Origin of the sequence: Pollutimonas harenae, from assembly GCF_004153685.1 — a bacterium.
Classification (GTDB): Bacteria; Pseudomonadota; Gammaproteobacteria; order Burkholderiales; family Burkholderiaceae_B; genus Pusillimonas_C; species Pusillimonas_C harenae.
Genome location: NZ_SDQD01000002.1, coordinates 351,190 through 375,542, shown reverse-complemented (window position 1 = coordinate 375,542; position 24,353 = coordinate 351,190). Strand labels below are relative to the sequence as shown.

Below are 24,353 nucleotides of genomic sequence, written 5' to 3'. Positions count from 1 at the left end.
CTCCTGTTTCCTGACATTAAGTTATTCAAAGTTTGTTCGATTCAATGATTCAATATTAAGCACGACCAACGTTTAACGACGCGTGTTTATCAAAGACCCCAGGACGCCGCGCAACAACTTGGTAGCCGTGCTACGCACCGCGCTTCTCACTGCGGACTGTACCACCCCTTCGCGCCGGCCTCCGCGTGGTCCGGTCGAACCGAACAGGAAGTCGGTGACTTCGCCCATGAGGCCTGAGTCTTCTTCGGTAGTGGTGGGCTTGGCCTTTTCTGTGTTCACAGCAGCCTCGCCGGCCTCGGCGCTTTCAGCCACTGCCCCGCCAGCACGTTTTTCCAATACCTCGTAGGCGGATTCGCGATCAATGGTCTTGTCGTATTTGCCGCCAAGCAAAGACGCCGAACGTATCGCCTGGCGCTCGGCCTCGGTGGCGGGCCCGATGCGGCTGCCTGGCGCCATCATCCAGACTCGCTCGGTAACGGTAGGCCGGCCCTTGGCATCGAGCAGGGAAACCAGCGCCTCGCCTACGCCCAGTTCAGTAATGGCGGCCTCGATGTCCAGGCCGGGATTGGGCCGCATGGTTTCAGCCGCTGTCTTGACGGCCTTCTGGTCGCGAGGCGTAAAGGCACGCAAGGCGTGCTGAACACGATTGCCCAACTGACCCAGCACGGTATCAGGAATGTCCAGCGGGTTCTGGGTAACGAAATAAACACCTACCCCTTTGGACCGCACCAACCTGACCACCTGCTCGATCTTTTCGAGCAGCGCCTTGGGCGCATCGTTGAACAGCAAATGCGCTTCGTCGAAAAAGAAAACAAATTTGGGTTTTTCCGGGTCGCCCACTTCGGGCAGGCCTTCGTACAGGTCGGCCAGCATCCACAGCAGGAAGACGGCATACAGACGCGGCGCCTGCATGAGTTTGTCGGCCGCCAGAATATTGACGATACCTTGCCCTTTGTCATTGGTGCGAATCCAGTCGAAGATATCGAGCATGGGCTCGCCAAAGAACTGGTCGGCCCCTTGCGACTCCAGGCGCAGCAAGCTGCGCTGTATGGCACCTATGGACGCCGAAGACACATTGCCATAGCGCGTACGCAGCTCGGCCGAACGGTCAGCCACGTTCTGCAGCATGGCACGCAAGTCTTTCAGGTCGAGCAAGAGCTGGCCTTCGTCGTCGGCCACCTTGAACACCAGGCTAAGCACGCCTTCCTGCGTATCGTTCAATTCCAGCATGCGAGCCAACAGCAAAGGACCCATATCCGACACCGTGGCACGCACCGGATGCCCTTGCTCGCCGAAAATATCCCAAAACACCACAGGGCTGCCACCCCACACCGGCTCGGGCAGACCCAGGTTGCTCAAACGCTCTTGTAGCTTGGGACTTGGTGCAGCCGCCTGCGAAATGCCGCTCAGGTCGCCCTTGACGTCGGCCATGAATACGGGCGTGCCCATGCGTGAGAACGATTCGGCCAGCACCTGCAAGGTCACGGTTTTGCCCGTACCCGTGGCCCCCGTGATACAACCGTGCCGGTTGGCAAGCTGAGGCAATAAGCTGGTCTGTACCTGTTTATTTTTTGCAATAACGATGGGTTCGGCCATTTTTATCATTCCGCAAGTAGCTAAAGAAGAGAAGCCCAAGTGTAATTCGATGCCTTCCTGACTGCACGCGTTAAAATAGAAGGAATTACCTTCTTTACTCGGAATTATTCAATACAGTTATGGCCGGTCATAGTAAATGGGCGAATATCCAGCACCGTAAAGGTCGCCAAGATGCCAAGCGAGGCAAGCTCTGGACAAAAATCATTCGTGAAATCACCGTTGCGGCACGTGCCGGCGGCGCCGACCCCGACACCAACCCGCGCCTGCGGATGGCCTGGGACAAGGCAACCGCAGCCAATATGCCCAAAGACAACATCCAGCGCGCCACACAGCGCGGCGCGGGCGCAGCCGACGGTGCCAACTACGAAGAAATCCGCTACGAAGGCTATGGCGTGGGCGGTGCAGCCGTTATCGTCGACTGCATGACCGACAACCGCATGCGCACCGTGGCCGAAGTACGCCACGCCTTCAGCAAGCACGGCGGAAATCTGGGGCAAGAAGGCTCTGTAGCCTTCATGTTCCAGCACTGCGGCCAGTTCCTGTTTGCGCCTGGCACTTCTGAAGAAGCCGTCATGGAAGCCGCCCTGGAAGCCGGCGCCGAAGACATCCAGACCGACGAGGAAGGCATGATCGAAGTCATCACCTCCCCCGCCGACTACGCCGCCGTCAAGACCGCTTTCGAACAGGCCACACTCACACCCGAGGTGCAAGGTGTCGTCATGAAGGCCCTGAACGAAACCGAGCTCGCTGGCGACGACGCGGTCAAAATGCAGAAAATGCTCGACATGCTCGAAAGCCTGGACGACGTCCAGGAAGTCTATGCCACAGCCACCTTCGACGAGTCCAACGACATCGACGAGTAGCCATTTTTTATATTCACCTGAGCGTTCAAGCACCCACAACATGAAACTACTCGTAATCGGCGGCGGTGGCCGGGAACACGCACTGGCCTGGCGCCTGGCGCAATCTCCACGCATACAAACGGTATATCTTGCACCGGGCAATGGCGGTACCGCCCTGGCCGATAACATGCAGAACCTGGCCATCAGCTCCACTGAAGAGCTCATTGCCTTCGCCAAGCAAGAAAAAATCGCTTATACCGTGGTGGGCCCTGAAGCCCCCTTGGCAGCCGGCATGGTCGATGCCTTCCACAGCGCCGGGCTGAAGATTTTCGGCCCAAACAAAGCAGCCGCGCAGCTTGAAAGCTCCAAGGATTACGCCAAGGCCTTCATGGTGCGGCATCGCATTCCCACGGCTGCCTATCAAACCTTTACCGACCCCGAACAGGCCAAGACCTATATCACTCAGAAAGGCGCGCCCATTGTGGTGAAGGCCGACGGGCTGGCAGCGGGCAAAGGCGTCGTTGTGGCAACCGATCTGGTGCAGGCGCATGAAGCCATCGACATGATGCTCGGCGACGGCTCCTTCGGTGCAGCCGGTGCGCGGGTGGTGGTCGAAGAGTGCCTGATGGGCGAAGAAGCCAGCTTCATCGTCATGAGCGACGGCCAGCATGTACTGGCACTGGCCACCAGCCAGGATCACAAACGCCTGAAAGACGAGGACCAGGGGCCCAATACGGGCGGCATGGGGGCTTATTCGCCTGCGCCGGTCATCACCCCTGCCCTGCACAATCGCATTATGCGTGAGGTCATCAACCCTACTCTGGCGGGCATGGCCAAAGACGGCCTGCCTTATACCGGCTTTCTTTACGCCGGCCTGATGATAGGGCCAGGCCCTGATGCCACGCGCTCACTCAAGGTCCTGGAGTTCAATTGCCGCATGGGCGACCCTGAAACCCAACCCATCATGATGCGTATCAAAAACGACCTGACCGAAGTCTTTGAGCTGGCCGTCAATGGCCGCCTGGACGAGGCCAGCATCGAGTGGGACCGTCGCACCGCGCTAGGTGTGGTCATGGCTGCCCAAGACTATCCGGCTACGCCCCGCACGGGCGATGCCATCAGAATCCCCGACGATACCGACGAATGCGTGATATTTCACGCAGGCACCCGCCTCGATGGCACCGAACTGAAAACATCAGGCGGACGTGTATTGTGCGTCACCGCACTGGGTGACTCGGTCAAGCGCGCCCAGGCTACCGCCTACGCCGCTGTGGCTCAAACCCACTTCGACGGTCAGCAATACCGCCGTGATATAGGCTGGCGCGCCCTACCCAAAGGCTCGGCATGACGGTACCCATTTCCACCGCTTACGACTACTTCCTGGACTTGCAGGCACGCATCGTCGCCTCTCTCGAAGAGGCCGGTGGCACAAGCTTCCAAACCGATCAGTGGCAACGCGACGAGGGCGGTGGCGGCATTTCACGTTACCTGGAAGGCGGCCAGCTACTCGAACGCGCAGGTGTGCTGTTCAGCCATGTGCAAGGCAAGACCTTGCCGCCCTCGGCCAGCGCGCACCGCAAAGAGCTGGCGGGCCGGCCCTGGGAAGCCATGGGTGTGTCCATGGTGCTGCATCCGCGCAACCCATATATTCCGACCACCCATATGAACGTGCGTCTGTTTGTCGCCCACGCTACGCCCGGCAGCGGTGACGACGACGTGTTCTGGTTTGGCGGTGGCCTCGACCTGACGCCTTATTACGCCTACGAAGAAGACGCCCGCCACTTCCACCAGGTCTGCCACGACGCCGTGGCACCTTTCGGAGCCGACAAATACCCGGCCTACAAGAAATGGTGCGACGAATATTTCTACCTCAAGCATCGCGACGAAACCCGCGGTGTGGGTGGCCTGTTTTTTGATGACCTGAATGAGCAAAGCTTTGACCATAGCTTCGCCCTGACACGCGCGGTAGGCGACTGTTTCCTGGATGCCTACATGCCCATCGTCGAAAAGCGCCGCGTCATGGCCTATACCGATACACAGCGCGACTTCCAGGCTTACCGTCGAGGCCGCTACGTAGAATTCAATCTGGTTTTCGACCGCGGCACTCTGTTTGGCCTGCAGTCAGGCGGCCGTACCGAGTCCATCCTGCTGTCCATGCCTCCAAACGCCAACTGGCGCTATAACTGGACACCTGAGCCAGACACGCCCGAAGCAGCTCTGCCCGACTTCCTGAAACCACGCACATGGCTGTAAAGATCGGCCTGCTTGGCGGTAGTTTCGACCCCATACACCTGGCCCATGTCGGCCTGGCAGTCACAGCCTGGCAGGCTTTGGGACTGGACCATGTACAGCTGATACCGGCCGCCAACCCCTGGCAGCGCGAGCCGCTGGCCGCCAGCGCCAGCCAGCGGCTCGCCATGCTCGATATCGCTATACGCAAGTATTCCCATCTGCGCATCAACACCATCGAAATCGACCGGGGTGGCCCCAGCTACACCATCACCACGCTGCGTCAGTTACCGGCCGGCCCCGAGTACTACTGGATACTGGGCGCCGATCAGCTGGAAAATTTCTGTACCTGGGAGTCGTGGGAAGACATCAGTCGTCTGGCACACCTGGCGGTTGCCCAGCGGCCCGGTGCCATACTGCAGGCGCCTGCCGCCCTGACCACGCACCTGCATGTCTTGGGGCGCAGCCTGATCCCTCTGCCGTTCGAACCCACACCGATATCAGCCACCGAGATTCGGCAGCGCCTGGCTGCGGGCGAATCAACCACCGGCATGCTCGATGTTGCTGTCGAGCAATACATTCAACAAAAAGGGCTGTATCAAGCCCCTTCCGCCTAAAGTCTCACGGTATAGTCACACCATGGATATTCAAAAACTACAACGCTTGGTCATAGACGCTCTTGAAGACGTCAAGGCGCAAGACATCAAAGTCTTCAACACCACGCACATTACCGGTCTGTTTGACCGCGTGGTCATTGCCAGCGGCACCTCAAACCGGCAAACCCGTGCCATTGCGTCCAGCGTGGCCGATGCCGCGCGTAAGCAAAAAGTACCCATCATCGCCTACGAAGGCGATGACACCGGCGAATGGGTGCTGATAGACCTGGGCGATATCGTCGTGCACTGCATGCAGCCCATGGTGCGCCAGTATTACAACCTGGAAGAAATCTGGGGTGGCAAGCCCGTGCGCGTCAAGTTGTTGCCGCAATCGACCCAGCCCAGCATGCCCGAGTCCTACGACTTCGACGACGACTGATAGCAGGCCTGGCCCATGAAGCTCATCGTTGTTGCCGTTGGCCTGCGCATGCCGGATTGGGTGGAAACGGCCTGGCGCGACTATGCCAAGCGGCTGCCCGCCGATTGCTCGCTGGAACTGAAAGAAATCAAGCCCGAACCCCGCACCTCGGGCAAGACACCCGCACAGATGATGCAGGCCGAAGCCAAGCGCATCGAGGCCGCCCTGCCCAGCCATGCCCTGCGCATCGCGCTCGACGAGCGCGGCAAGGACATCAGCACCATGGGCCTCGCCACAGAGCTGGAAAAATGGCGAGGCGACGGACACGACGTGGTATTTCTTGTGGGCGGCCCCGACGGGCTGGACCCTGCCCTCAAGCAATCCTGTCACGGCAAACTGCGGCTTTCGTCGCTGACACTGCCTCACCCCATGGTGCGCGTGGTGCTGGCCGAACAACTATATAGGGCTTGGGCTATCATGACAGGCCACCCTTATCATCGGGCCTGAAAGAGAAAGCACATGAGCATACGTCGAACCAAAATTGTTGCCACACTAGGACCCGCCAGCTCCAGCCCCGAAAAAATCGAGCAACTCATCCTGGCCGGCATGGATGTAGCGCGCCTGAATTTTTCACATGGCAAGGCCGACGATCACCGCCAGCGTGCTGAACTGGTCCGATCATTATCCGAGAAGCATGGCAAATATGTAGCGATTATGGGAGACCTGCAAGGTCCCAAAATCCGCATCGCCCGCTTCACCCACGACAAAGTCGTCTTGCAAGCAGGGCAGCCTTTTATTCTGTCCAAAACCCACCCCTCCGAAGCCGGCGACGAAAGCATCGTCGGTATCGACTATCCCAGCCTGGTGCAAGATTGCCATCGGGGCGACGAACTGCTGCTGGATGATGGCCGCGTTGTACTGCAAGTAGACCACGTTGAAGAACACGAGGTACACACCATTGTGACCGTGGGCGGGCCTTTATCCAACAACAAAGGCATCAATCGACGCGGCGGCGGCATTTCAGCACCCAGCCTGACCGACAAAGACCGTGAAGACATCATGCTGGCTGCGAAGCTCGAGATGGACTTCGTGGCTGTTTCGTTTCCACGCTATGGCAGCGACATCCAGGAAGCACGCAAGCTGGTTCAAGCAGCCGGCAGCAAAGCCTGGATTATTGCCAAGATAGAACGCGCCGAAGCCGTAGCCGATGACCGGGCGCTGGACGCCATCATCAAGGTCAGCGACGGCGTCATGGTCGCCCGCGGCGACCTGGGTGTCGAGGTGGGCGATGCCCGCTTGGTCGGCATACAAAAACGCATCATCCAGCATGCCCGTACCCACAACAAGCTGGTCATTACCGCCACGCAGATGATGGAATCCATGATCAGCAGCCCCTTGCCCACCCGAGCCGAGGTGTCGGACGTGGCCAACGCTGTGCTCGACTACACCGACGCAGTCATGCTGTCGGCCGAAAGCGCCTCGGGCCAGTACCCGGTGGAAGCCGTAGAGGCCATGGCCCGTGTTTGCCTGGGCGCTGAACAAGAACCCACCACCACGCGATCGCAACACCGCCTGGGTGAAACCTTTACCCGCTGCGACGAAACCATAGCCCTGGCCACCATGTACGCCGCCAACCACTTTCCGGGCGTCAAGGCTATTATCAGCCTGACCGAAAGCGGGCACACACCATTGATTATGTCGCGCATACGTTCGGGCGTACCCATATACTGCTACACCCGCCACCCCCGTACACAGCGACGCGCGGCTATGTTCCGCGGCGTGTATACCATACCCTTCGATGCCGCGGGCATAGATCCCGCACAGGTCAGCGACCAGGCCATAAGCAAGCTGAAGGAACGAAATTTGCTCAAGAAAGGCGACTGGATCATACTGACCAAGGGTGACTTCTACAGCAATAGTGGCGGGACCAATGGCATGAAGATATTGAAGGTGAAATAGGCTATTGCGGTATGAACTTTCCCTTTATCTACCTGGCCTCAGCCAGCCCGCGCCGCCACGAGATACTGCTGCAAATGGGTGTGGTGCACGAAGTACTGCATGTACCCGCCCCACCCGGCGAAGACGAGCCACGTCTGGCCAACGAAGCACCGCAAGATTACGTAAAGCGCACAGCAAGGGAAAAAGCTGAACAGGCCGTGCGATGGCTCGAGACACAAACCGCCATGGATCGCAACCGGCCTGTTCTGTCGGCCGACACCACCGTCATCCTGGATGATGACGTCCTGGGCAAACCAGCCGATCTCAAAGATGCCCGCCGCATTTTGGGCAAGCTATCGGGGCGCAACCATGCCGTGCATACCGCTGTCGTGATGGCATATGCGGGCACACTGCATGAAGCGCTATCAATCACCGAGGTGCGATTCAAACCACTGACAGACGCCGAAATCGAGGCTTATTGCGCTAGCGGCGAGCCCATGGGCAAGGCCGGCGCCTACGGCATACAGGGCAGGGCCGGATTCTTTGTAGAGCATATTGCCGGCAGCTATACCGGCGTGATGGGACTACCGGTTTTCGAAACCGGAAAACTGCTGGCCGCAGTAAATTCTTAGGGGCTATCCAGCAGATAGCGGCACGCGTCCCGGCAGCGTAGCCGCTGCAAGAGTAAAATGCTTCCGTCTCAAATAACAAAAGGAATGCACGTGTTTCCATCCAGGCTGACTTCTGGTTACCAGTCATTTTTAAATGGCAGGCTTGCCCGCGAACGCGCACGCTACGAAGAACTGTCCGCTTCCGGACAACACCCTGAAATCATGGTCATAGGCTGTGGGGATTCGCGCGTAGCACCTGAAACCATTTTTGATGCAGGCCCCGGCGAAATATTTGTGGTCCGCAATATTGCCAACCTTGTCCCCCCTTGCGAAACCGACGTTGAAACATCATTCCACGGCACCAGCGCCGCCATTGAGTTCGGTGTAAACGCCTTGAAGGTTAAGCATATCGTAGTGCTAGGCCATGCCAGTTGCGGCGGCGTTGCCGCCTTTGCCAACAATGCTGCGCCCTTGTCCAAGCGCGATTTCATCGGCAAGTGGATGTCGCAAATCGCACCAGTTGCCGAGCGCATCGGCCCGCCCACCGATGATCGCCAAGGCTGGATACAAAAACTGGAGTGGGCGGTCGTCGAGTACAGCCTGGAAAATCTAATGACTTTTCCTGCAGTGCGTGAGGACGTGGAAGCGGGCACACTGACCTTGCATGGTGCCTACTTTGGCGTAGGTACCGGTGTGCTGTTTATCCGCGACCCCGAAACAGGCCGCTTTGCCCCCTACACAGAAGACTGCTAGCCTCGGCTACACTGACTCAGCTGTTCACGGCGACAATTCGGCAGCTAATAAGTATTCCAACAATACAAGGTGTGGATGGATCCGATGAAACCAGCTGCAGTCAGCACGAACACAGACGAAGCTGAACAGAATCCTGATCAGCCGGACCCGGTTCCGCTAAGCGACATCGTACCCGAGCTTTCCAGCCGAACATCTGTAGGTGGCTTGCCTTTGACCATATTGGCAACCATCGCCCTGGTTTTTACCTTGCAATGGGCCAAGGGCTTTTTCATACCGCTGGTGCTGGGCATACTGATTGCCTTTACATTGAACCCCTTGGTAAGTTGGCTGGAGCGCCTGCGCTTGCCGCGTATCATGGCCACCAGCCTGGTCATGCTGGCGCTGCTCGGGTCCAGCGCCATGGTGGCCGTTTCGGTCTACAACGAGGCAGACGCCATTATGGACGAGCTGCCTACCGCCACCTACAAACTGGCCAACGCCTTCAAACGCATAAACAATGGTGAGCTGGGTACCCTGGACAAACTCAGGAGCGCGGCCAACACACTCAAAGAAGCTGCCATTCCGGCAGCACCTGACTCGCAAACTGCCGGCAAAATGCCAGCGGCCCCTACTGTACCCTCCGTACCCGCTATCAACTTGAACGACTGGCTATGGACGGGATCGCTAAGCGCTGCAGCTTTTCTGGGCCAAATGAGCATGGTGCTCTTACTGTCATTCTTTGCGCTACTGTCGGGCAATACATTCAAGCGCAAGTTGGTCAAGCTGACCGGGCCATCGCTATCGCGCAAGAAAATCACCGTGCAAATCCTGGACGATATCAACAGCTCAGTCCAGAAATACATGCTGATGCTACTCGTCACCAACGTCTTGCTGGGCCTGATCAGCTGGGCCGTCTGGCATCTTATCGGTCTTGAAAACCCGGGTGCCTGGGCCGTTGCCGGCGCTCTGCTGCATATCATCCCTTATTTTGGCTCGCTGCTGGCTGCCGCAGCCACAGGGTTTGCAGCATTCATGCAGTTCGACTCCTTTTCCATGATGCTGCTGGTGGCCGCGATTGCACTGGGTATCGCCAGCTTTGTCGGCATGCTGGTTGCTACCTGGGTGACCGGGCGCATTGCCAAAATGAATCCTGCAGCCGTTTTCGTCGCCCTCTTATTTGGCACCTGGCTGTGGGGTGTATGGGGTATGTTGTTGTGCGTACCCATCGTTATGGTTATAAAAGTGGTGTCACAGCATATAGAAGACTTGGAACCCATAGCCGAACTGCTTGGTGACTAAGCGACTTTTTCGCATAGAATGGGTACCTTGCGCCTGGCGCCCCACATCTTGAGTACTGGATGGACAATTCCAATCTATATTTCCGCTCCTTCCTGCTGCTGCTGGCTGCAGTCAGCGTAGCATTCATCTGGATACTGCTGCCCTACTACGGGGCTATCTTCTGGGGCGCGATCCTGGCCCTTATTTTCATGCCCTTGAACCGCAGCCTGCTGGACAAAATGCATGGCCGGCGCAATCTGGCCGCACTAACAACCCTGCTGATCATTATTCTGATCGTCATTATTCCGCTCATATTGATCACAGCATCGTTGTTACGCGAAGGAGCAGAAGTCTACCAGCGCATCAGCTCGGGCGAGTTCAATCTGGGCGCCTACTTCGAACAAATCATGAATGCCTTGCCCAAGTCCGTGCACGATATATTGCTGCGCTTTGGCGTAGGCGACGTATTCAGTCTTCGTGAAAAACTGTCGACCATGGCCTTGCAAGGCAGCAAATACCTGGCGTCTCAGGCGGTCAACGTAGGCCAAAACACGTTTCAATTCTTGATCGGCATGGGCGTCATGCTGTATTTGCTGTTCTTCCTGCTGCGCGACGGCAGCAATCTGGCCCGCCACAGCAAAAGCCTGATCCCCCTTAGCGAAGGCCACAAGCAGCACCTGTTCCGCAAATTCGCCACCGTGGTGCGCGCCACCGTCAAGGGCAATATTGTGGTCGCGGCCACGCAAGGCACGCTGGGCGGCATGATGTTCTGGTTTCTGGGCATAGAAGGCGCCTTGCTGTGGGGAGTGCTGATGGCTTTCCTATCGCTGTTGCCGGCCGTCGGAGCCGCCATTATCTGGGTGCCCGTTGCTGTCTACTTCCTGGTAACTGGCGCCATGTGGGAAGGCATCACCCTGGTCTTGTTTGGCGTGCTTGTCATAGGCCTGGTCGACAATATCCTGCGCCCTTTGCTGGTAGGCAAAGACACCAAGATTCCTGACTACGTAATTTTGGTTTCAACGCTGGGTGGCCTGGCCGTATTTGGCCTGAATGGCTTTGTTATCGGCCCTCTGTTTGCCGCCCTGTTCATCGCATGTTGGGACTTGTTCCCGTCGGCCATCAAGCTGAACCAGGAAGACTGAACAACAAGATGATGACATTCACCGCAAAGGCCAGCCCCCAGACAATGCTGCGCATGGTACCGTAGCCGGCTATGTACATCGCTAGGTAAGCCATTCTTAAGGCCAGCCAGGTCATCATCATGCTGGCCAGCCAACCCTGCTCGGCCTGACTGTACAAAGCAAACAAGACCGCCACATAAAAGAATGGCAGACCCTCGAACAGATTTTCCTGCGCCGAATTAGCCCTTGCCCGCCACCCTTGTTGTCGTGCCAGCCACAACCGAGGATCATTGTTATTGTATGCTTTGCCACCGGCCTTGGATGCTGCGGCAGCAATAATAGGCAGCAGGGCTGCAATCAATAAAAGCCACGCAATCGTACTCATAGATACACCCCACTACAGAAGAGGTGGCCTGCGCCGCCTTGCGCATACCATTCAAAGCAAAATATGTATAATAGCGGGCTTGACGGAAACAGTCTTTCCGTTTTTGGCACTGCGCCGTTTTGGCCGGTAGACCAATAAAAAGCCGATGTAGCTCAGTTGGTAGAGCAGCTCATTCGTAATGAGAAGGTCGGGGGTTCGACTCCTCTCATCGGCACCAAGATTCCCCTTATCAATCAATGATTTGGGGTATTTTTTTGCCTGTTGATTTTGACTGAAATTTTCCTAGGTAGCATATAGGTAGCAACTACGAGGCAGTATTCAAGCCATTCACAGAAGTGCGTGCTGTAGCTGCCGTGTATGGAGCGGTCGCCCCAACTACTGCCATCATCACCATAACGAAACTACTGACCGCTTATACTGAGACCACCTTCGCTTAGAGCAGGCAGGTCATTCCCTCACTTCGGACAGCAGGCCACTGCGGTCACATATGAATAATTCAAGATGGCTCTACAAGTTCCTGGAATTCCAGGAATAGTTTTCAGAGCTCATGCCAGATGCCTACCGATCTTGACGCCCCCCCCGATCCTTTGAGCTTCAGGTCTTTGATCACGGTAACGACATCGCCATCCTGCAAGACATTCCCGACCGCGTCGCGGTAAACTTTACCGGCCTCTTCAGCTGTGGCAACCACCTGTGCAGACCATTCGTGCGCGCATTCCGGACAGACCAGCAAGTCGCCATCTTCGTAGGTATATGCAGACTGGCATTCGGGACAGGGGCGGCAATGTACTCATCTTTGATCCATGTTGTCCCAGGCACCATGGCGCCTGCAATATAAACTCAGGATTGAGACCATACCATTTTTGTCCGTTGATATCGATACGGTGCGGCATTCGTATTCCAGCGCGACGAGGCACCGCGATCTTATGCCACTACACCCTGGTCAACAAAGCCGTCGATGTCGGTATCGGCATAACCGGCCTCGCGCAATAGCTCACGGGTATGTTGCCCTAATACGGGTGCAGGTCGACGCACCTGGGTCGGCGTCCGAGAGAAATGAATTGGACACCCCAGAGCCTTGGTCGGACCTGCCTGCACGTGATCAAGGTCGATCACCATATTGCGCGCCAACGTCTGGGGGTGCGAGAGCGCCTGGCCAATGGTGTGTACCGGCCCCGCCGGCACGCCTGCCGCGTCAAACGCCCCGATCCAGTACGCAGTATCTTGTTCTTGCAAGACTGCGTCCATCAGCGCAACCAGAGCCTCCAGATTGGCCATCCGGTCGCTATTGGTGTCAAAGCGGGCATCCTCAAGCCATTCGGGATGGCCCATGACCTCGGCAATGCGTTCCCAGTTTGCCTGATTCGCTCCGCCGATGTTGATCCAGCTATCGCGTGTGCGAAAGGCCTGATAAGGAGCGGTCAATAAATGGGCAGAACCCGTAGGCCCCACGGACTCGCCGGTGGCAAAGTACGAGGCCGCATGCCAGTAAGTCTGTTGAATCGCAGCCTCCATCAGCGAGGTATCGACCACCTGACCCTGGCCGGTCTTGAGTTTATGGATATAGGCGGCCATGATACCTGCCGCAGCAAGGATTCCGGCATTAATGTCGGCAATTGAATTACCCGTCTTCATCGGCGGGCGCCCTGGTTCGCCGGTAATAGACATCAAGCCAGAGAAACCCTGGGCAATGAGATCGAAGCCGGCTTTATCGCCATAGGGGCCGTCGCGCCCATAGCCAGACACCGCGCAATAGATCAGACCCGGGTTGACCTTTGACAAGACATCGTAGCCCAGACCGAGCTTTTCCAGCGTGCCGCGTCGATAGTTCTCGGTCAACACGTCGGCATCGCGCACCATGCGCAGCAAGATATCTCGACCCTGGGGCAGCTTCAGGTTCAGCGCCATACCCCGCTTGTTGCGGTTTAAAATCATGAAGGGCGCCGACACCCCGTTCACCCGAGGCTCGCTATAACTGCGTGAGTCATCGCCACCCGGCAGCTTCTCGACCTTGACAACATCGGCGCCCATGTCGGCCAGCATCATTCCGCACGTGGGCCCGGCCATGATCTGGGCCAGCTCCAGTACCCGCACACCAACCAGCGGTCCACTGTGGGTTCGTGTATCAACCATTACGCCTCCTGGAATTACTTCCCGCGAAACGCGGGCGTCTGCTTGGCGAGGAACGCGGCATAACCAATGCGAAAGTCCTCGGTATCGAAACAATCAAAGCACTCTTCGCGCTCGGCGTCCGAGATCGGCGTGCTGTCGCCCAGGCGACGGGCGAATTTCTTGTGCCAGCGTGCCACCAGCGGCGCCCCTTCTGCAATGCGCCGTGCCGCTGCCTGTGCCTGCTCGGCAACCTGCTTGTCGGAGACGACACGCGTAACCAGGCCTTTTTCCTTGGCCTCCGCCGCCCCGAAAATCCTGCCCTCGAGCAGGATCTCCAGTGCAATAACCGGCCCGGTCAGCCGCACGATGGACTCCAGCTCCTGGTAGGCCATCACCAGCCCCAGGTTTTTGATCGGCGCACCGAACCGGCTGGACTCCCCACAAATGCGTATATCGCAAAGGGCGGCGATCTCCAGGCCTCCGCCTACGCAGATCCCATGGATTTGCGCCACCAAGGGATGCCTGCATTGCGTCAAGGCTTGTACAGCACTGTGCATAAGACGCCCATATTCAATGGCCTGCACCTTGTTGGAGCGCTCTGTCTCGAACTCGGAAATGTCATTACCAGGGGAAAATGATTTTTCACCCGCGCCGCGCACGATAATGCAGCGCACCGCATCATCGGCGGACAACTGCTCAATCGCCTCGCCTAGTTGCTGCCACATGGGGCGCGTCATGGCATTGAGCTTGTCGGGACGGTTCAACACGACAGTGGCGATCGAGCCATTGTGTTGCACCAGTATCAGATCGGACATGTGAGCTCCTGTACGGTCGCATCAACGATAAAAGACATCAACCAGGGCCAAGCCGGTGATCGGGACATACGTCACCAGCAGCAACACGGCGACGAGTATGCTGATAAACCAGAGATTTACCCGCGTGACTTCCCACACCGAGGACTTGGCAATCGAGCACGCCACCATCAATACGCTGGCAACCGGCGGGGTCTGCTGGCCGATACCCAGGTTGATCGTCACTATGAGCCCGAACTGGATGGGGTCTATGCCCACCAGGTGGACCAGCGGCATCACCACGGGAATGACCAGAATAATGGCCGCCGCCGAATGCAGGAACATGCCCAGAAACAAGAACAGCACATTGAGCAGCGCCAGCACTACCCATTTGCTGGACGTGAAATCACTGACCGCCTGGGCCAGCGCCTGGGGCGCCTGGACCTCGGACAGATAAGTACCCAGCAAGGCGCTGGTAGCGACCAGCAACATAACGATGGCAGTCTGTATGCCCCCCTCAAGTATGGCTTTCTTTAGCTCCTTGAGGTTGAGTTGACGGTAGATGAACAAGCCGACAACGAGAGCCGCCACCACCGCCAGCGCCGCGCCCTCGGTGGCGGTGACCACACCGCCAAAGATGCCTCCCAGGATGATGATGGGCAGCAGGAAGGCCCACAGCGCCTGGCGTGCGGTGTGCGCCACACGCTTTATCGAGAATGCCTCGTCGCGCGGCAGATTGTAGCGACGCGCAAGGAATGATGCGACACACATCAACCCTGCACCGCCCAGTATTCCCGGCACAATGCCGGCCACGAACATCTGCACCACCGAGGTTTCCGCCATCACCGCATACAGAATCATGGGAATGGAGGGCGGGATGATAATGGCCAGAGTCGAAGCCGAAGACATGACGGCCGCTGCCATCGGCGCCGGATAGCCCTTCTCTTTCATCCCCGGGATGAGGATGGATCCCAGGGCAGCCACATCGGCCACTGCCGAGCCGGATATCTCGGCGAAGAATAATGACGAGCCGATAGACACGTGCGCCAATCCGCCCCGTATCCAGCCAAAAAGTGAGGACGCGAACGCAATGAGCCTGTGCGAGATTCCCGAGGCGTTCATGATGGCGCCAGCCAGGATGAACAGCGGAATTGCGAGCAGTGGGAAATTGGTCGCACCATTGAAGGTCACCAGCGCAACATTGGGCAGGATATCCGTGCCTTGGCTAGCCACCATGGCAACGACTGCAACAATACCCAGCGACACGGCAATCGGTACATTGATAAGGACCAGCAACAGTACGGCGCCAAACAAGCCTAGCATGATCATGAGAGTTCCTCCGGTCAGATCAGGCCATCGGACAGGGCCGACGCCGTATTTTCATCATCCGGTGTCCGAATCAGGTCGATGAGGTGCATCACCTCGGCGATCAGAATCAGCGCGGCCGAAATAGGAATGGCCGAATGCACGAAATTGACGGGCACCCACGGCAGGCTCACCAAGGTGTCCCCCGCGAGGATGGGCATGATTTCCAGGCCCATCCACCCCAGCAGGGCAAAGAACGCAATAACGAGCAACTGTGCAACGATATTGAAATAGCGTCGGCCCCGGGGGCCCAGAGACTCCACCACCTCGGGGCAGCCGATGTGGGCGCGGCGCACTGATGCAAGGGCTGACCCATAAAAGGTCAGCCACGCCAGCAGCAGGGATGCTGTTTCGTCATACCAGACCAATGAGTTTCCTAACCATCGAAAGACGACCCCTATCGTCACCTCGATGGCCAGTATGATCATTAGTGTGCCCACCACCCACTCCAGCACCTTGCCGTAACCATGGCGAAAGCGATGCATGGGATTGCTGGGTCGTACCGGTGTGACTGCGTCCATAAGGATTACCTCGCCTATTGTTTGCCAAGTTCAATTGCACGCGCGATAAGTTCCTGCGCGCCGTCGACCTCTTGGCCGAATTCCTCATAGATGGGCTTGCTGGCCGCGATGAAGGCCTCTTTGTCGACCTCGTTAACCTGCATGCCGGCGTCCTTGAGCTTGCCCAGCAGTTCATCGTCCGCCTTGGCGGCCTGCTCGTAAACATAGGCCTGGTTCTCGCGAGCCACATCCTCGAGTATCTTGCGCACGTTCTCCGGCAGCTTGGCGTAACGCTTCGTGCCTACGGTCAGGTAGGCCGGCGTGTAGACGTGGGCGGACAGGGATAGGTATTTTTGTACTTCCTGCAGCTTGGCCGAATAGATCTGGGTCAAGGGGTTCTCCTGGCCGTCCATGACACCCGTCTGCAGGGCGCTGAACAGCTCTGAAAAACTCATGGGGCTGGGGTTGGCGCCATACTCCTGGAACATCTTGACGCGCCATTTACCCTTGGGCGTGCGCAGCTTGATGCCATGCAAGTCCTCGGGCTTGGCGATGGGATGCTTGTTATTGGTTATATGGCGATATCCATTTTCCCAGACTGCCAGTATCGTCAGGCCTTTCTTTTCCGCTGCGGGTGCGATCTTGGGCCAGAAAATCTCTTTTTCGATGCGCTTCATGTGCTCGCGATCCTTGACGATGTAGGGCATCTCGAAAAGACCGAACAAATCGACCTCGGAGGACATCACGGTCGAGGGCAGCACCATGTCTATGGTGCCGAGCTTGAGCTTTTGCAACATTTCCTTGTCTCCACCCAACTGGCTGGAACCAAACACCACAACCTTGTATTCATCGCCCAATTTGGCGTTGGCGCGTTTGGCGAACTCGTCGGCGCTTAACTGGAACAGTGAACCCGGGTTACCGACGTGGCCAAGTTTCAGTTCGATCTGCGCCTGGGAAATACTCGGCGCTCCCAGCGCTGCCGCCGCGCCTAGCGCGGCGAGCAAGACCACTATACGTCGACGCAAACTACGGGACTGAGGGATTGAAGCTGTATATATCATCATTATCTCCTGTGGTCCGGTTGTGAATTGCGCCGCGCACCCGGACTGCGCACGACTCTGAAATGGGCTAATTACATGTCTAATCGGGCCATAAGGTGTGCAAAGGCGGTTTTCGAACACGAGCGCGCTGCTCGAAGGCGTATCCCAGCCCAAGCAGCAAGGGTTCATCGAAAGGCCGGGCCAGCAAATCCATTCCCATGGGCACGCCCAAGGGTGCGTTGAGATCGGGGGTGGAAAACCCCATAGGTACATTCAAGGCAGGAAACCCAGTAAGGGCAGCCAAGATGCCATTGCGCTCGGCTTGGCCACCCGCGCCTACAGGCACGACCAGACATTTCTGCAAGGGGTAGGCCAAAGCATCGAGTGCGTGCTCGGCCATGAGACCGAGCACACGATCCCGCAGGCGATCGTGTGCGGCAAGCCGACCCAGATATCCGCAATCGTGCTCGGAATCGACAGTATCGTTGGACTGGACTAGGAACTCGTGCAAAGTTTCCTGATGGTAGGCGCCGCAGGCCAACACATCGCCCAAGGTTCGCACACCATTTTGTGGCAAGGCTCGTAGATAGGCCTCGAACAAAGGCTTGAACTCCCATTTCTGTACGTCCCCGTCACGCAGTAAAGCATCCGCGTTAATGCAGGGATCGTCGACCTCAAGCACCTGTGCGCCGCCATCGCGCATGGTCTGCACAGCCCGAGCCATGGCGGTATTGACCTCTAGATGCCGAGGTTCGTCACCTAACAACCTACGCAAAACCCCTATGCGTCTGCCTTCAAAGGCCTTGTGGTCCAGGGATGCGTAATAGGACGCCGGGATCCGGCCCACTGCACGCGCAGTGACCGGATCATCGGTGTCGTAACCCGCGAGCACTTCCAGGACGCGCGCTACGTCGCTCACCGTTCGGGCCATCGGCCCTATCGAGTCCTGCGTTTGAGACACGGGCATGACACCCGCACGACTAATCAAGCCTCGCGTGGGCCGCAGCCCAACCAGACAATTGGCCGATGCCGGTGACCGTATGGAGTTGACCGTATCCGTACCGATGGCCACCGTCGCGAAACTCATGGCCGCCGCCACCCCCGAGCCACCGCTAGAACCTCCAGGCGTGCGAGTAAGGTCGTAAGGATTGAGGGTTTGGCCACCCAGCGAACTCACCGTGGTGCCCGACAGGGCGAACTCATGCAAGTTTGTTTTAGCCAGCACAATCGCCCCCGCGTCACTGAGTTTTCGCGACACTGTACTGTTGATCGTAGGCACAATGCCCTGCAATGAGAGAGATCCGCCGGTCGTGGGCATGTCGGTCGTGTTGCAATTGTCCTTGAGTGCAACAACAACGCCATGCAGTGGGCCTGAAAACCGGCCCTCGGCAGCCAATGCGGCGTCCCGATTGGCTGCAAGCTTGCGCGCAGCCGGGTTCAATGCCAGCACGGCGCGCAGCATGGGCCCTCTTTTATCCCAGCGTGCAATGCGCCCCAGATACGCGTCAACCAGCGCCACACAGTTAAACTCGCCGGCCAGCAGCCCCCTTTGCAAGTCCTCTATGGTTGCTTCGTCAACAATATCGTCTGGACGGACTACGCGTGAAGTCATTGATTTCGTTGTTAGGACCGTGAGTCTGCGAGGCTGGACCGAATCTCGGCCTTTTGCGTCAGGTATTCCATGGCGGCCTGCACGCCGCCCTTTTCATGCGGTACACCAGCCAGCACCAAGCCCATCTCGATGCCGGCAAGGGTTCCACACAGAGACAAATCGTTGATGTCACCCAGATGCCCAATACGAAAGACCTTGTCCTTGAGTTTTGAAAGACCCTGGCCCAGCGACATATTGAAATGATCCAGAACAATCTTGCGAAACGCGTCGGCGCTGTGGCCTTCGGGCATGATCACCGCGGTCAGCGCCGGACTATATTCGTTCGGGTCAGCGCAGAGGATCTCCAGACCCCAGGCCCGCACCGCCAGTCGGGTCGCCTCGGCGTGGCGCTGGTGTCGGGCGAAGACCGTGTCAAGTCCTTCGTCAAACAACATCTCCAGGGCCTCATGCAAGCCGTAAAGCAAATTAGTGGCCGGCGTATACGGAAAATAGCCAGTGGCGTTGCTGGCGATCATGGCGCGCCAATCCCAGTACGAACGCCTCAGGGAGGCGTGTTCACTGGCCGCCAAAGCCTTGGCGCTGATTGCATTGAAAGACAAGCCCGGGGGCAGCATCAGGCCTTTCTGGGAGCCCGCCACCGTCACGTCCACACCCCATTCATCGTGGCGGTAATCGACCGAGCCCAATGATGAAATGGTGTCTACCATCAGCAAGGCCGGATGCCCCACTTGGTCGATCGCCGCACGCACGCCTTTGACGTTGCTGGCAACCCCGGTGGCCGTTTCGTTGTGCACGATGCACACTGCCTTGATTTCATGATTTGCGTCGGATGTCAGGCGAGCCTGGATCGCCGCTGGGTCGACGCCACGCCGCCAGTCGCCGGGCAGGAACTCGACGCGCAAACCCAACTCAGTGGCCATTTTCTTCCACAAGGTGGCGAAATGCCCGGTCTCGGCCATGAGAATCAAATCGCCGACCGACAGGGTGTTGACCAAGGCCGCCTCCCAGGCGCCGGTACCCGACGCCGGATAGATGACAACGTGACTGTCGGTCTTGAATACCTTTTGCAGGCCGGCGAGCACCGACTTGCCCAACTCCCCGAATTCGGGGCCGCGATGGTCGATCGTGACGTTATCTATGGCACGCAGCACGCGATCCGGCACATTGGTGGGACCTGGAATCTGGAGAAAATGGCGACCTGAAGGGTGCGAGCTGAGTCGAAGCATATCTAAGCCCTATCAATAATTGGTATACAAAATACAATTAGTGCATAGTACGCCCCCTTTCCCGCTCCGACAAGGAGAGTTTCTCCCCATAGACCATAAACAATAGTATAGGCAAGCTTCATTCAAGGGGAAATCCAATGTATTTAACTCATGCCCCTCTGTCTGGTCGCTATAATATAATCTTTAATGGTATACAAAATTTAACCTATGGCCAGTACTCCAGCCTCCAGTCTCGTCGACGACACGATCGATCGGCGCACCCTTCCGGCCGTCGCTGCCGAACGACTACGCGAACTCATCATCGAGGGCGAACTGCCGGCCGGCAGCCGGCTCAACGAGCGCGCCTTGTGCGAACGCCTCGGTGTCTCTCGCACACCTTTGCGCGAAGCGTTCCGCCTGCTGGCCGCCGAGGGGCTGGTCGACATTCAACCCAATCGCGGCGCAAGGGTCACAGTCCTCTCCGAGAACGACATCCGGGAAAGTTTCGCGGTGCTGGGGGGACTGGAAGCGCTCTCGGGCGAATTGGCCTGTCAACATGCGACCGACAAAGAGATCTCCGAAATCCGGGCGCTTACCTTCGAAATGCAAGCCTGTCATGCCAGGCAGGACCTGTCCTCTTACTATCGGATCAACCGCGAGATCCACAACTGCATCAACCAGGCGGCTCACAACCGCCTGCTGGTGCAGGTCTACTCCACCCTGAACCAGCGCGTCCAGAACCTGCGGTTTCGTTCCAACCTGAACCCCGACAAATGGAAGAGAGCCATGAGCGAGCACATTGCCATGGCCGATGCGCTCGCCCAACGCGATGGGATCGAACTTGGCCGCTTGATGCGCGAGCATCTACAACGCAAATGCGAAGCAGCGATCGAAGGCCTAGGCAAGGAGTACAACCCGACTGACAGCCCTCCTGTGATCTCATTTCCCCTCACTAAAAGCAGCTGAATCCCCATGAATGCGCCCCTACCCTCAAAAGTCATACACGCCGGCCAGCAGCGCAACGAGCTCTCCGAGCGCCTCGCACGCGAGGTCCAGGGCGAAATCCTATTTGGCCGGGGGGACCGGGGCCGCTACGCGACAGACGCCTCGATCTATCAGGCCGATCCGATCGGAGTGTTGGTCCCCAAGACCTTTGACGACGTGCGTGCGGCGGCTTCCATCTGTGCCGAACTGCGTGCACCGTTTGTGGCACGTGGCGGCGGAACCTCCCAATGCGGCCAGACCGTGGGGCCGGCCCTGATCCTGGACAACAGCAAATACCTGAACCGCGTCATCGATTTCGATCGCGAGGCCATGACGGTAACGGTGGAACCGGGCATCGTGCTCGATCACCTCAATGCCTGGCTCAAGCCACACGGCGTCTGGTTCCCTGTAGACGTGAGTACCTCGGCCCAGTGCACGCTTGGAGGCATGGCGGGCAACAATTCCTGTGGCTCGCGTTCCATCCAGTACGGCAACATGGTGCACAACGTGCTTGCCATCGACGCCCTGCTGGCCGATGGCGCCGAGGGCCGGTTTGGACCCCTGTCGACCATGCCAACAGACCAAACGCGCCTGGCCGCCATCGTGCGCCGTCTGCAAGAAATCGCCGTGCGCGAGCACGATGAAATCGCCCGGACCGTGCCCAAGGTCTTGCGCCGGGTCGGCGGTTATAACCTCGATATTTTCAATCCGCAAAGCGAACGCCCCTATACTCCGGACAACAGCCCGAACCTCGCGCACCTGCTCGTGGGCAGCGAGGGCACGCTGGCAATCACGCGCCTGCTCACACTACAGCTTGCGCCACTGCCAACCCACAAAATGCTGGGGGTGGTGAATTTCCCGACGTTCTACCAAGCCATGGACATGGCGCAGCACATCGTCAAGCTGGGACCGGTAGCAGTCGAGTTGGTGGATCGCACCATGATCGATCTGGCGCGCAACAACCCGGCCTTTGGGCCCACCATCGAACGGGCACTGATCGATGAACCCCAGGCCGTCCTGTTGGTCGAGTTCGCCGGCACAACACAAGACGAACAGGCCGCCCGGCTACGGCAGCTAGTGGAACTGATGGGCGATCTGGGCCTGCCCAACAGCGTCGTGGAAATGCCGGAACCTGCCGCGCAACAGGCGTTATGGTCAGTGCGCAAGGCAGGCCTGAACATCATGATGAGCATGCGCGGGGACGGCAAGCCGGTCTCGTTCATCGAAGATTGCGCCGTACCGCTCGAGCACCTGGCCGAATACACCAGCCGCCTGACCGAGATTTTTCACAAGCACGGCACCAGCGGCACCTGGTACGCCCACGCCTCGGTGGGCACTTTGCACGTGCGCCCCATCCTGGACATGCGCACCGACGGTGCGGCCAAGATGCGCGCCATCGCCGAGGAGGCCAGCGCCATGGTGCGCGAATACAAGGGCGCGTTCTCCGGCGAACACGGCGACGGCCTGGTGCGCAGCGAATGGGTTTCGTGGCAGTTCGGCCCACGGCTGACACAGGCCTTCGAAGACATCAAGGATCTGTTCGATCCGCAGGGCCTCATGAATCCCGGCAAGATTGTGCGCAGCCCCAAGATGGATGAAACCTCACTGTTTCGATTCAAGCCCACCTACCAGGTCCTGCCCCTCGAGCCCGCACTGGACTGGTCCGCCTGGAATGTCACCGGCAATGCCGCTGCACAAACCACCAGCGCGCCGGGCACGGGCAATGATCCCGCCCATGGCTTTGCCAAAGCCATCGAGATGTGCAACAACAACGGCCACTGCCGCAAATTCGACGCCGGCACGATGTGTCCCAGCTACCGCGTGACACACGACGAGCAACACCTCACGCGGGGCCGTGCAAACACCCTGCGTCTCGCGCTTTCAGGCCAGATGGGTCCTGACGCCTTTACTTCCGACGAGGTGCACCAGACCCTGGACCTCTGTGTCAGCTGCAAAGGCTGCAAGCGCGAGTGTCCCACGGGGGTGGACATGGCCAAAATGAAAATCGAGTTTCTGTACCAGTGGCAGAAGCAACACGGCCTGCGCCTCAAGGACAAGCTCATCGCCACCATGCCCCGCTGGGCGCCGTGGGCGGCGCGCCTGCCGTGGCTATTCAACCTGCGCGACACCTTGCCAGGGGCCGCGTGGCTGTCGGAGCGCCTGCTGGGCCTGTCCGCGCGTCGCTCGCTGCCCCAGTGGCGAGGCGACACCTTCCTGGCTACGGCGCATTCGGACCATACAAAAGACGCCGACGTCGTCCTGTTTGCCGATACCTTCAACAACTACCTGGAATCAGAAAATGCCCGCGCCGCCCTGACCGTACTGGAGGCCGCAGGCTACAAGGTTCACATCGCGCGCGCCGACTCCCAGGATACGCAAAAAGACCGGCCCCTATGCTGTGGGCGCACCTACCTGTCCGCCGGCCTGATTGACGAGGCGAAGGCCGAGGCCCGTCGCGTGGTACAGGCCCTGCGTCCTTTCATCTCCCGGGGTGTCCCCATCGTCGGCCTGGAACCTTCGTGCCTGCTGTCGCTACGCGATGAGTTCCTTGTCATGGGACTGGGCGAAGACGCGAGCAGCCTCGCGCGTCTGTCCTTTTTATTCGAAGAGTTCCTTGAGCGCGAGCACGCCGCCGGCACCCTGCACCTGGCGCTCAAACCCCTGCCCCAGAAAAAAGCGTTGCTGCACGGCCATTGCCATCAAAAAGCCTTCGACGCAGTCAAGCCGGTGCAGACGGTCCTGGGATTGATCCCGGAACTGAATGTGGGTCTGATCGAGTCCAGCTGCTGCGGCATGGCCGGCAGCTTTGGCTACGAGGCCTCACACTACGACGTATCGATGCAAATGGCCGAACTGTCACTGCTGCCTGCCGTGCGCAAGGCCGAAACCGATACTTTGCTCGTCGCTGATGGCACCAGTTGCCGCCACCAGATCGCTGACGGAGCTGGCAGGCAGGCCGAGCACGTGGCCTGCGTACTGGCTCGTGCACTGGCCTAAG

The 24,353-nt window shown here is 58.4% G+C and carries 22 protein-coding genes, 1 tRNA gene and 1 pseudogene; 14 read left to right on the top strand and 10 right to left on the bottom strand.

Features of this window, described 5'->3' with window-relative positions; all coding sequences use genetic code 11:
* Nucleotides 1-72 precede the first annotated feature (72 nt).
* Nucleotides 73-1,596: a helicase HerA-like C-terminal domain-containing protein gene (locus ERD84_RS08605; protein WP_130039219.1), complete on the bottom strand. Its 1,524-nt coding sequence runs from the start codon at nucleotides 1,594-1,596 to the stop codon at nucleotides 73-75.
* A 119-nt stretch (nucleotides 1,597-1,715) separates the two neighbouring features.
* Here ERD84_RS08605 and ERD84_RS08600 point away from each other — a divergent pair, with 119 nt between their 5' ends.
* From ERD84_RS08600 to ERD84_RS08550, 11 genes are all read left to right on the top strand, one after another.
* On the top strand, nucleotides 1,716-2,459 hold the full coding sequence (locus tag ERD84_RS08600; RefSeq protein WP_130039218.1) for a YebC/PmpR family DNA-binding transcriptional regulator: 744 nt from the start codon (nucleotides 1,716-1,718) through the stop codon (nucleotides 2,457-2,459).
* Between the two features lie 40 nt (nucleotides 2,460-2,499).
* Nucleotides 2,500-3,786, top strand: coding sequence for a phosphoribosylamine--glycine ligase (purD, locus tag ERD84_RS08595; protein ID WP_130039217.1), 1,287 nt, complete (start codon nucleotides 2,500-2,502; stop codon nucleotides 3,784-3,786).
* On the top strand, nucleotides 3,783-4,691 hold the full coding sequence (gene hemF / locus ERD84_RS08590; RefSeq protein WP_130039216.1) for an oxygen-dependent coproporphyrinogen oxidase: 909 nt from the start codon (nucleotides 3,783-3,785) through the stop codon (nucleotides 4,689-4,691). Before purD ends, hemF begins: the two co-directional genes overlap by 4 nt.
* Complete coding sequence (gene nadD / locus ERD84_RS08585) at nucleotides 4,682-5,284, top strand: nicotinate (nicotinamide) nucleotide adenylyltransferase (protein ID WP_130039215.1); 603 nt, start codon at nucleotides 4,682-4,684, stop codon at nucleotides 5,282-5,284. Before hemF ends, nadD begins: the two co-directional genes overlap by 10 nt.
* A gap of 22 nt (nucleotides 5,285-5,306) precedes the next feature.
* Entirely contained in the window at nucleotides 5,307-5,702 is a 396-nt protein-coding gene (gene rsfS, locus ERD84_RS08580) for a ribosome silencing factor (RefSeq protein WP_130039214.1), read from the top strand.
* 15 nt (nucleotides 5,703-5,717) lie between these two features.
* Nucleotides 5,718-6,188 carry a 23S rRNA (pseudouridine(1915)-N(3))-methyltransferase RlmH gene (gene rlmH / locus ERD84_RS08575; protein WP_130039213.1) on the top strand — a complete coding sequence of 157 codons (471 nt, stop codon included), beginning with the start codon at nucleotides 5,718-5,720 and terminating at the stop codon, nucleotides 6,186-6,188.
* A gap of 12 nt (nucleotides 6,189-6,200) precedes the next feature.
* Nucleotides 6,201-7,640 (top strand): pyruvate kinase, encoded by a 1,440-nt coding sequence (pyk, locus tag ERD84_RS08570; protein ID WP_130039212.1) that lies wholly within the window; start codon nucleotides 6,201-6,203, stop codon nucleotides 7,638-7,640.
* An 11-nt stretch (nucleotides 7,641-7,651) separates the two neighbouring features.
* Nucleotides 7,652-8,251, top strand: coding sequence for a Maf family protein (locus ERD84_RS08565; protein ID WP_130039211.1), 600 nt, complete (start codon nucleotides 7,652-7,654; stop codon nucleotides 8,249-8,251).
* A gap of 90 nt (nucleotides 8,252-8,341) precedes the next feature.
* Nucleotides 8,342-8,983 carry a carbonic anhydrase gene (locus tag ERD84_RS08560; RefSeq protein ID WP_130039210.1) on the top strand — a complete coding sequence of 214 codons (642 nt, stop codon included), beginning with the start codon at nucleotides 8,342-8,344 and terminating at the stop codon, nucleotides 8,981-8,983.
* Between the two features lie 84 nt (nucleotides 8,984-9,067).
* Nucleotides 9,068-10,261 (top strand): AI-2E family transporter, encoded by a 1,194-nt coding sequence (locus ERD84_RS08555; RefSeq protein ID WP_130039209.1) that lies wholly within the window; start codon nucleotides 9,068-9,070, stop codon nucleotides 10,259-10,261.
* Nucleotides 10,262-10,320: 59 nt separating this feature from the next.
* Nucleotides 10,321-11,382, top strand: a complete 1,062-nt coding sequence (locus ERD84_RS08550) for an AI-2E family transporter (RefSeq protein WP_130039208.1) — start codon at nucleotides 10,321-10,323, stop codon at nucleotides 11,380-11,382.
* Here the strand turns inward: ERD84_RS08550 and ERD84_RS08545 are convergent.
* On the bottom strand, nucleotides 11,360-11,746 hold the full coding sequence (locus ERD84_RS08545) for an MAPEG family protein (RefSeq protein ID WP_130039207.1): 387 nt from the start codon (nucleotides 11,744-11,746) through the stop codon (nucleotides 11,360-11,362). The two genes, ERD84_RS08550 and ERD84_RS08545, sit on opposite strands and share 23 nt — an antisense overlap.
* Nucleotides 11,747-11,887: 141 nt before the next feature.
* Here ERD84_RS08545 and ERD84_RS08540 point away from each other — a divergent pair.
* Nucleotides 11,888-11,963, top strand: a tRNA-Thr gene (locus tag ERD84_RS08540).
* 357 nt (nucleotides 11,964-12,320) lie between these two features.
* On the opposite strand, the pseudogene ERD84_RS08535 reads toward ERD84_RS08540, so the two are convergent.
* From ERD84_RS08535 to ERD84_RS08500, 8 genes and pseudogenes are all read right to left on the bottom strand, one after another.
* A pseudogene (locus ERD84_RS08535) lies at nucleotides 12,321-12,540 on the bottom strand (zinc ribbon domain-containing protein YjdM); the annotation flags it as partial.
* Between the two features lie 130 nt (nucleotides 12,541-12,670).
* Complete coding sequence (locus tag ERD84_RS08530; RefSeq protein ID WP_130039206.1) at nucleotides 12,671-13,879, bottom strand: CaiB/BaiF CoA transferase family protein; 1,209 nt, start codon at nucleotides 13,877-13,879, stop codon at nucleotides 12,671-12,673.
* Between the two features lie 14 nt (nucleotides 13,880-13,893).
* A complete protein-coding gene (locus ERD84_RS08525; protein WP_130039205.1) occupies nucleotides 13,894-14,673 on the bottom strand; it encodes an enoyl-CoA hydratase/isomerase family protein in 780 nt (259 codons plus the stop codon).
* 21 nt (nucleotides 14,674-14,694) lie between these two features.
* A complete protein-coding gene (locus ERD84_RS08520) occupies nucleotides 14,695-15,978 on the bottom strand; it encodes a TRAP transporter large permease (protein ID WP_130039204.1) in 1,284 nt (427 codons plus the stop codon).
* 14 nt (nucleotides 15,979-15,992) lie between these two features.
* Nucleotides 15,993-16,535: a TRAP transporter small permease gene (locus ERD84_RS08515; protein ID WP_130039203.1), complete on the bottom strand. Its 543-nt coding sequence runs from the start codon at nucleotides 16,533-16,535 to the stop codon at nucleotides 15,993-15,995.
* Between the two features lie 14 nt (nucleotides 16,536-16,549).
* Nucleotides 16,550-17,578, bottom strand: coding sequence for a TRAP transporter substrate-binding protein (locus tag ERD84_RS08510; protein WP_245150651.1), 1,029 nt, complete (start codon nucleotides 17,576-17,578; stop codon nucleotides 16,550-16,552).
* A 76-nt stretch (nucleotides 17,579-17,654) separates the two neighbouring features.
* On the bottom strand, nucleotides 17,655-19,166 hold the full coding sequence (locus ERD84_RS08505) for an amidase family protein (protein WP_130039202.1): 1,512 nt from the start codon (nucleotides 19,164-19,166) through the stop codon (nucleotides 17,655-17,657).
* Between the two features lie 11 nt (nucleotides 19,167-19,177).
* Nucleotides 19,178-20,392: a pyridoxal-phosphate-dependent aminotransferase family protein gene (locus tag ERD84_RS08500; RefSeq protein WP_130039201.1), complete on the bottom strand. Its 1,215-nt coding sequence runs from the start codon at nucleotides 20,390-20,392 to the stop codon at nucleotides 19,178-19,180.
* 207 nt (nucleotides 20,393-20,599) lie between these two features.
* On the opposite strand from ERD84_RS08500, the gene ERD84_RS08495 reads away from it, so the two are divergent.
* Together ERD84_RS08495 and ERD84_RS08490 are read left to right on the top strand one after the other, a co-directional pair.
* On the top strand, nucleotides 20,600-21,337 hold the full coding sequence (locus ERD84_RS08495) for a GntR family transcriptional regulator (protein WP_130039200.1): 738 nt from the start codon (nucleotides 20,600-20,602) through the stop codon (nucleotides 21,335-21,337).
* A 6-nt stretch (nucleotides 21,338-21,343) separates the two neighbouring features.
* Entirely contained in the window at nucleotides 21,344-24,352 is a 3,009-nt protein-coding gene (locus tag ERD84_RS08490) for an FAD-binding and (Fe-S)-binding domain-containing protein (RefSeq protein ID WP_130039199.1), read from the top strand.
* Nucleotide 24,353: the final 1 nt, after the last annotated feature.

What these genes read in the sequence shown, in the direction of transcription:
- ERD84_RS08605 (WP_130039219.1), bottom strand. Translation starts at nt 1,596, where the DNA reads ATGGCCGAACCCATCGTTATTGCAAAAAATAAACAGGTACAGACCAGC.
- ERD84_RS08600 (WP_130039218.1), top strand. Translation starts at nt 1,716, where the DNA reads ATGGCCGGTCATAGTAAATGGGCGAATATCCAGCACCGTAAAGGTCGC.
- purD (WP_130039217.1), top strand. Translation starts at nt 2,500, where the DNA reads ATGAAACTACTCGTAATCGGCGGCGGTGGCCGGGAACACGCACTGGCC.
- hemF (WP_130039216.1), top strand. Translation starts at nt 3,783, where the DNA reads ATGACGGTACCCATTTCCACCGCTTACGACTACTTCCTGGACTTGCAG.
- nadD (WP_130039215.1), top strand. Translation starts at nt 4,682, where the DNA reads ATGGCTGTAAAGATCGGCCTGCTTGGCGGTAGTTTCGACCCCATACAC.
- rsfS (WP_130039214.1), top strand. Translation starts at nt 5,307, where the DNA reads ATGGATATTCAAAAACTACAACGCTTGGTCATAGACGCTCTTGAAGAC.
- rlmH (WP_130039213.1), top strand. Translation starts at nt 5,718, where the DNA reads ATGAAGCTCATCGTTGTTGCCGTTGGCCTGCGCATGCCGGATTGGGTG.
- pyk (WP_130039212.1), top strand. Translation starts at nt 6,201, where the DNA reads ATGAGCATACGTCGAACCAAAATTGTTGCCACACTAGGACCCGCCAGC.
- ERD84_RS08565 (WP_130039211.1), top strand. Translation starts at nt 7,652, where the DNA reads ATGAACTTTCCCTTTATCTACCTGGCCTCAGCCAGCCCGCGCCGCCAC.
- ERD84_RS08555 (WP_130039209.1), top strand. Translation starts at nt 9,068, where the DNA reads ATGAAACCAGCTGCAGTCAGCACGAACACAGACGAAGCTGAACAGAAT.
- ERD84_RS08550 (WP_130039208.1), top strand. Translation starts at nt 10,321, where the DNA reads ATGGACAATTCCAATCTATATTTCCGCTCCTTCCTGCTGCTGCTGGCT.
- ERD84_RS08545 (WP_130039207.1), bottom strand. Translation starts at nt 11,746, where the DNA reads ATGAGTACGATTGCGTGGCTTTTATTGATTGCAGCCCTGCTGCCTATT.
- ERD84_RS08530 (WP_130039206.1), bottom strand. Translation starts at nt 13,879, where the DNA reads ATGGTTGATACACGAACCCACAGTGGACCGCTGGTTGGTGTGCGGGTA.
- ERD84_RS08525 (WP_130039205.1), bottom strand. Translation starts at nt 14,673, where the DNA reads ATGTCCGATCTGATACTGGTGCAACACAATGGCTCGATCGCCACTGTC.
- ERD84_RS08520 (WP_130039204.1), bottom strand. Translation starts at nt 15,978, where the DNA reads ATGATCATGCTAGGCTTGTTTGGCGCCGTACTGTTGCTGGTCCTTATC.
- ERD84_RS08515 (WP_130039203.1), bottom strand. Translation starts at nt 16,535, where the DNA reads ATGGACGCAGTCACACCGGTACGACCCAGCAATCCCATGCATCGCTTT.
- ERD84_RS08510 (WP_245150651.1), bottom strand. Translation starts at nt 17,578, where the DNA reads ATGATGATATATACAGCTTCAATCCCTCAGTCCCGTAGTTTGCGTCGA.
- ERD84_RS08505 (WP_130039202.1), bottom strand. Translation starts at nt 19,166, where the DNA reads ATGACTTCACGCGTAGTCCGTCCAGACGATATTGTTGACGAAGCAACC.
- ERD84_RS08500 (WP_130039201.1), bottom strand. Translation starts at nt 20,392, where the DNA reads ATGCTTCGACTCAGCTCGCACCCTTCAGGTCGCCATTTTCTCCAGATT.
- ERD84_RS08495 (WP_130039200.1), top strand. Translation starts at nt 20,600, where the DNA reads ATGGCCAGTACTCCAGCCTCCAGTCTCGTCGACGACACGATCGATCGG.
- ERD84_RS08490 (WP_130039199.1), top strand. Translation starts at nt 21,344, where the DNA reads ATGAATGCGCCCCTACCCTCAAAAGTCATACACGCCGGCCAGCAGCGC.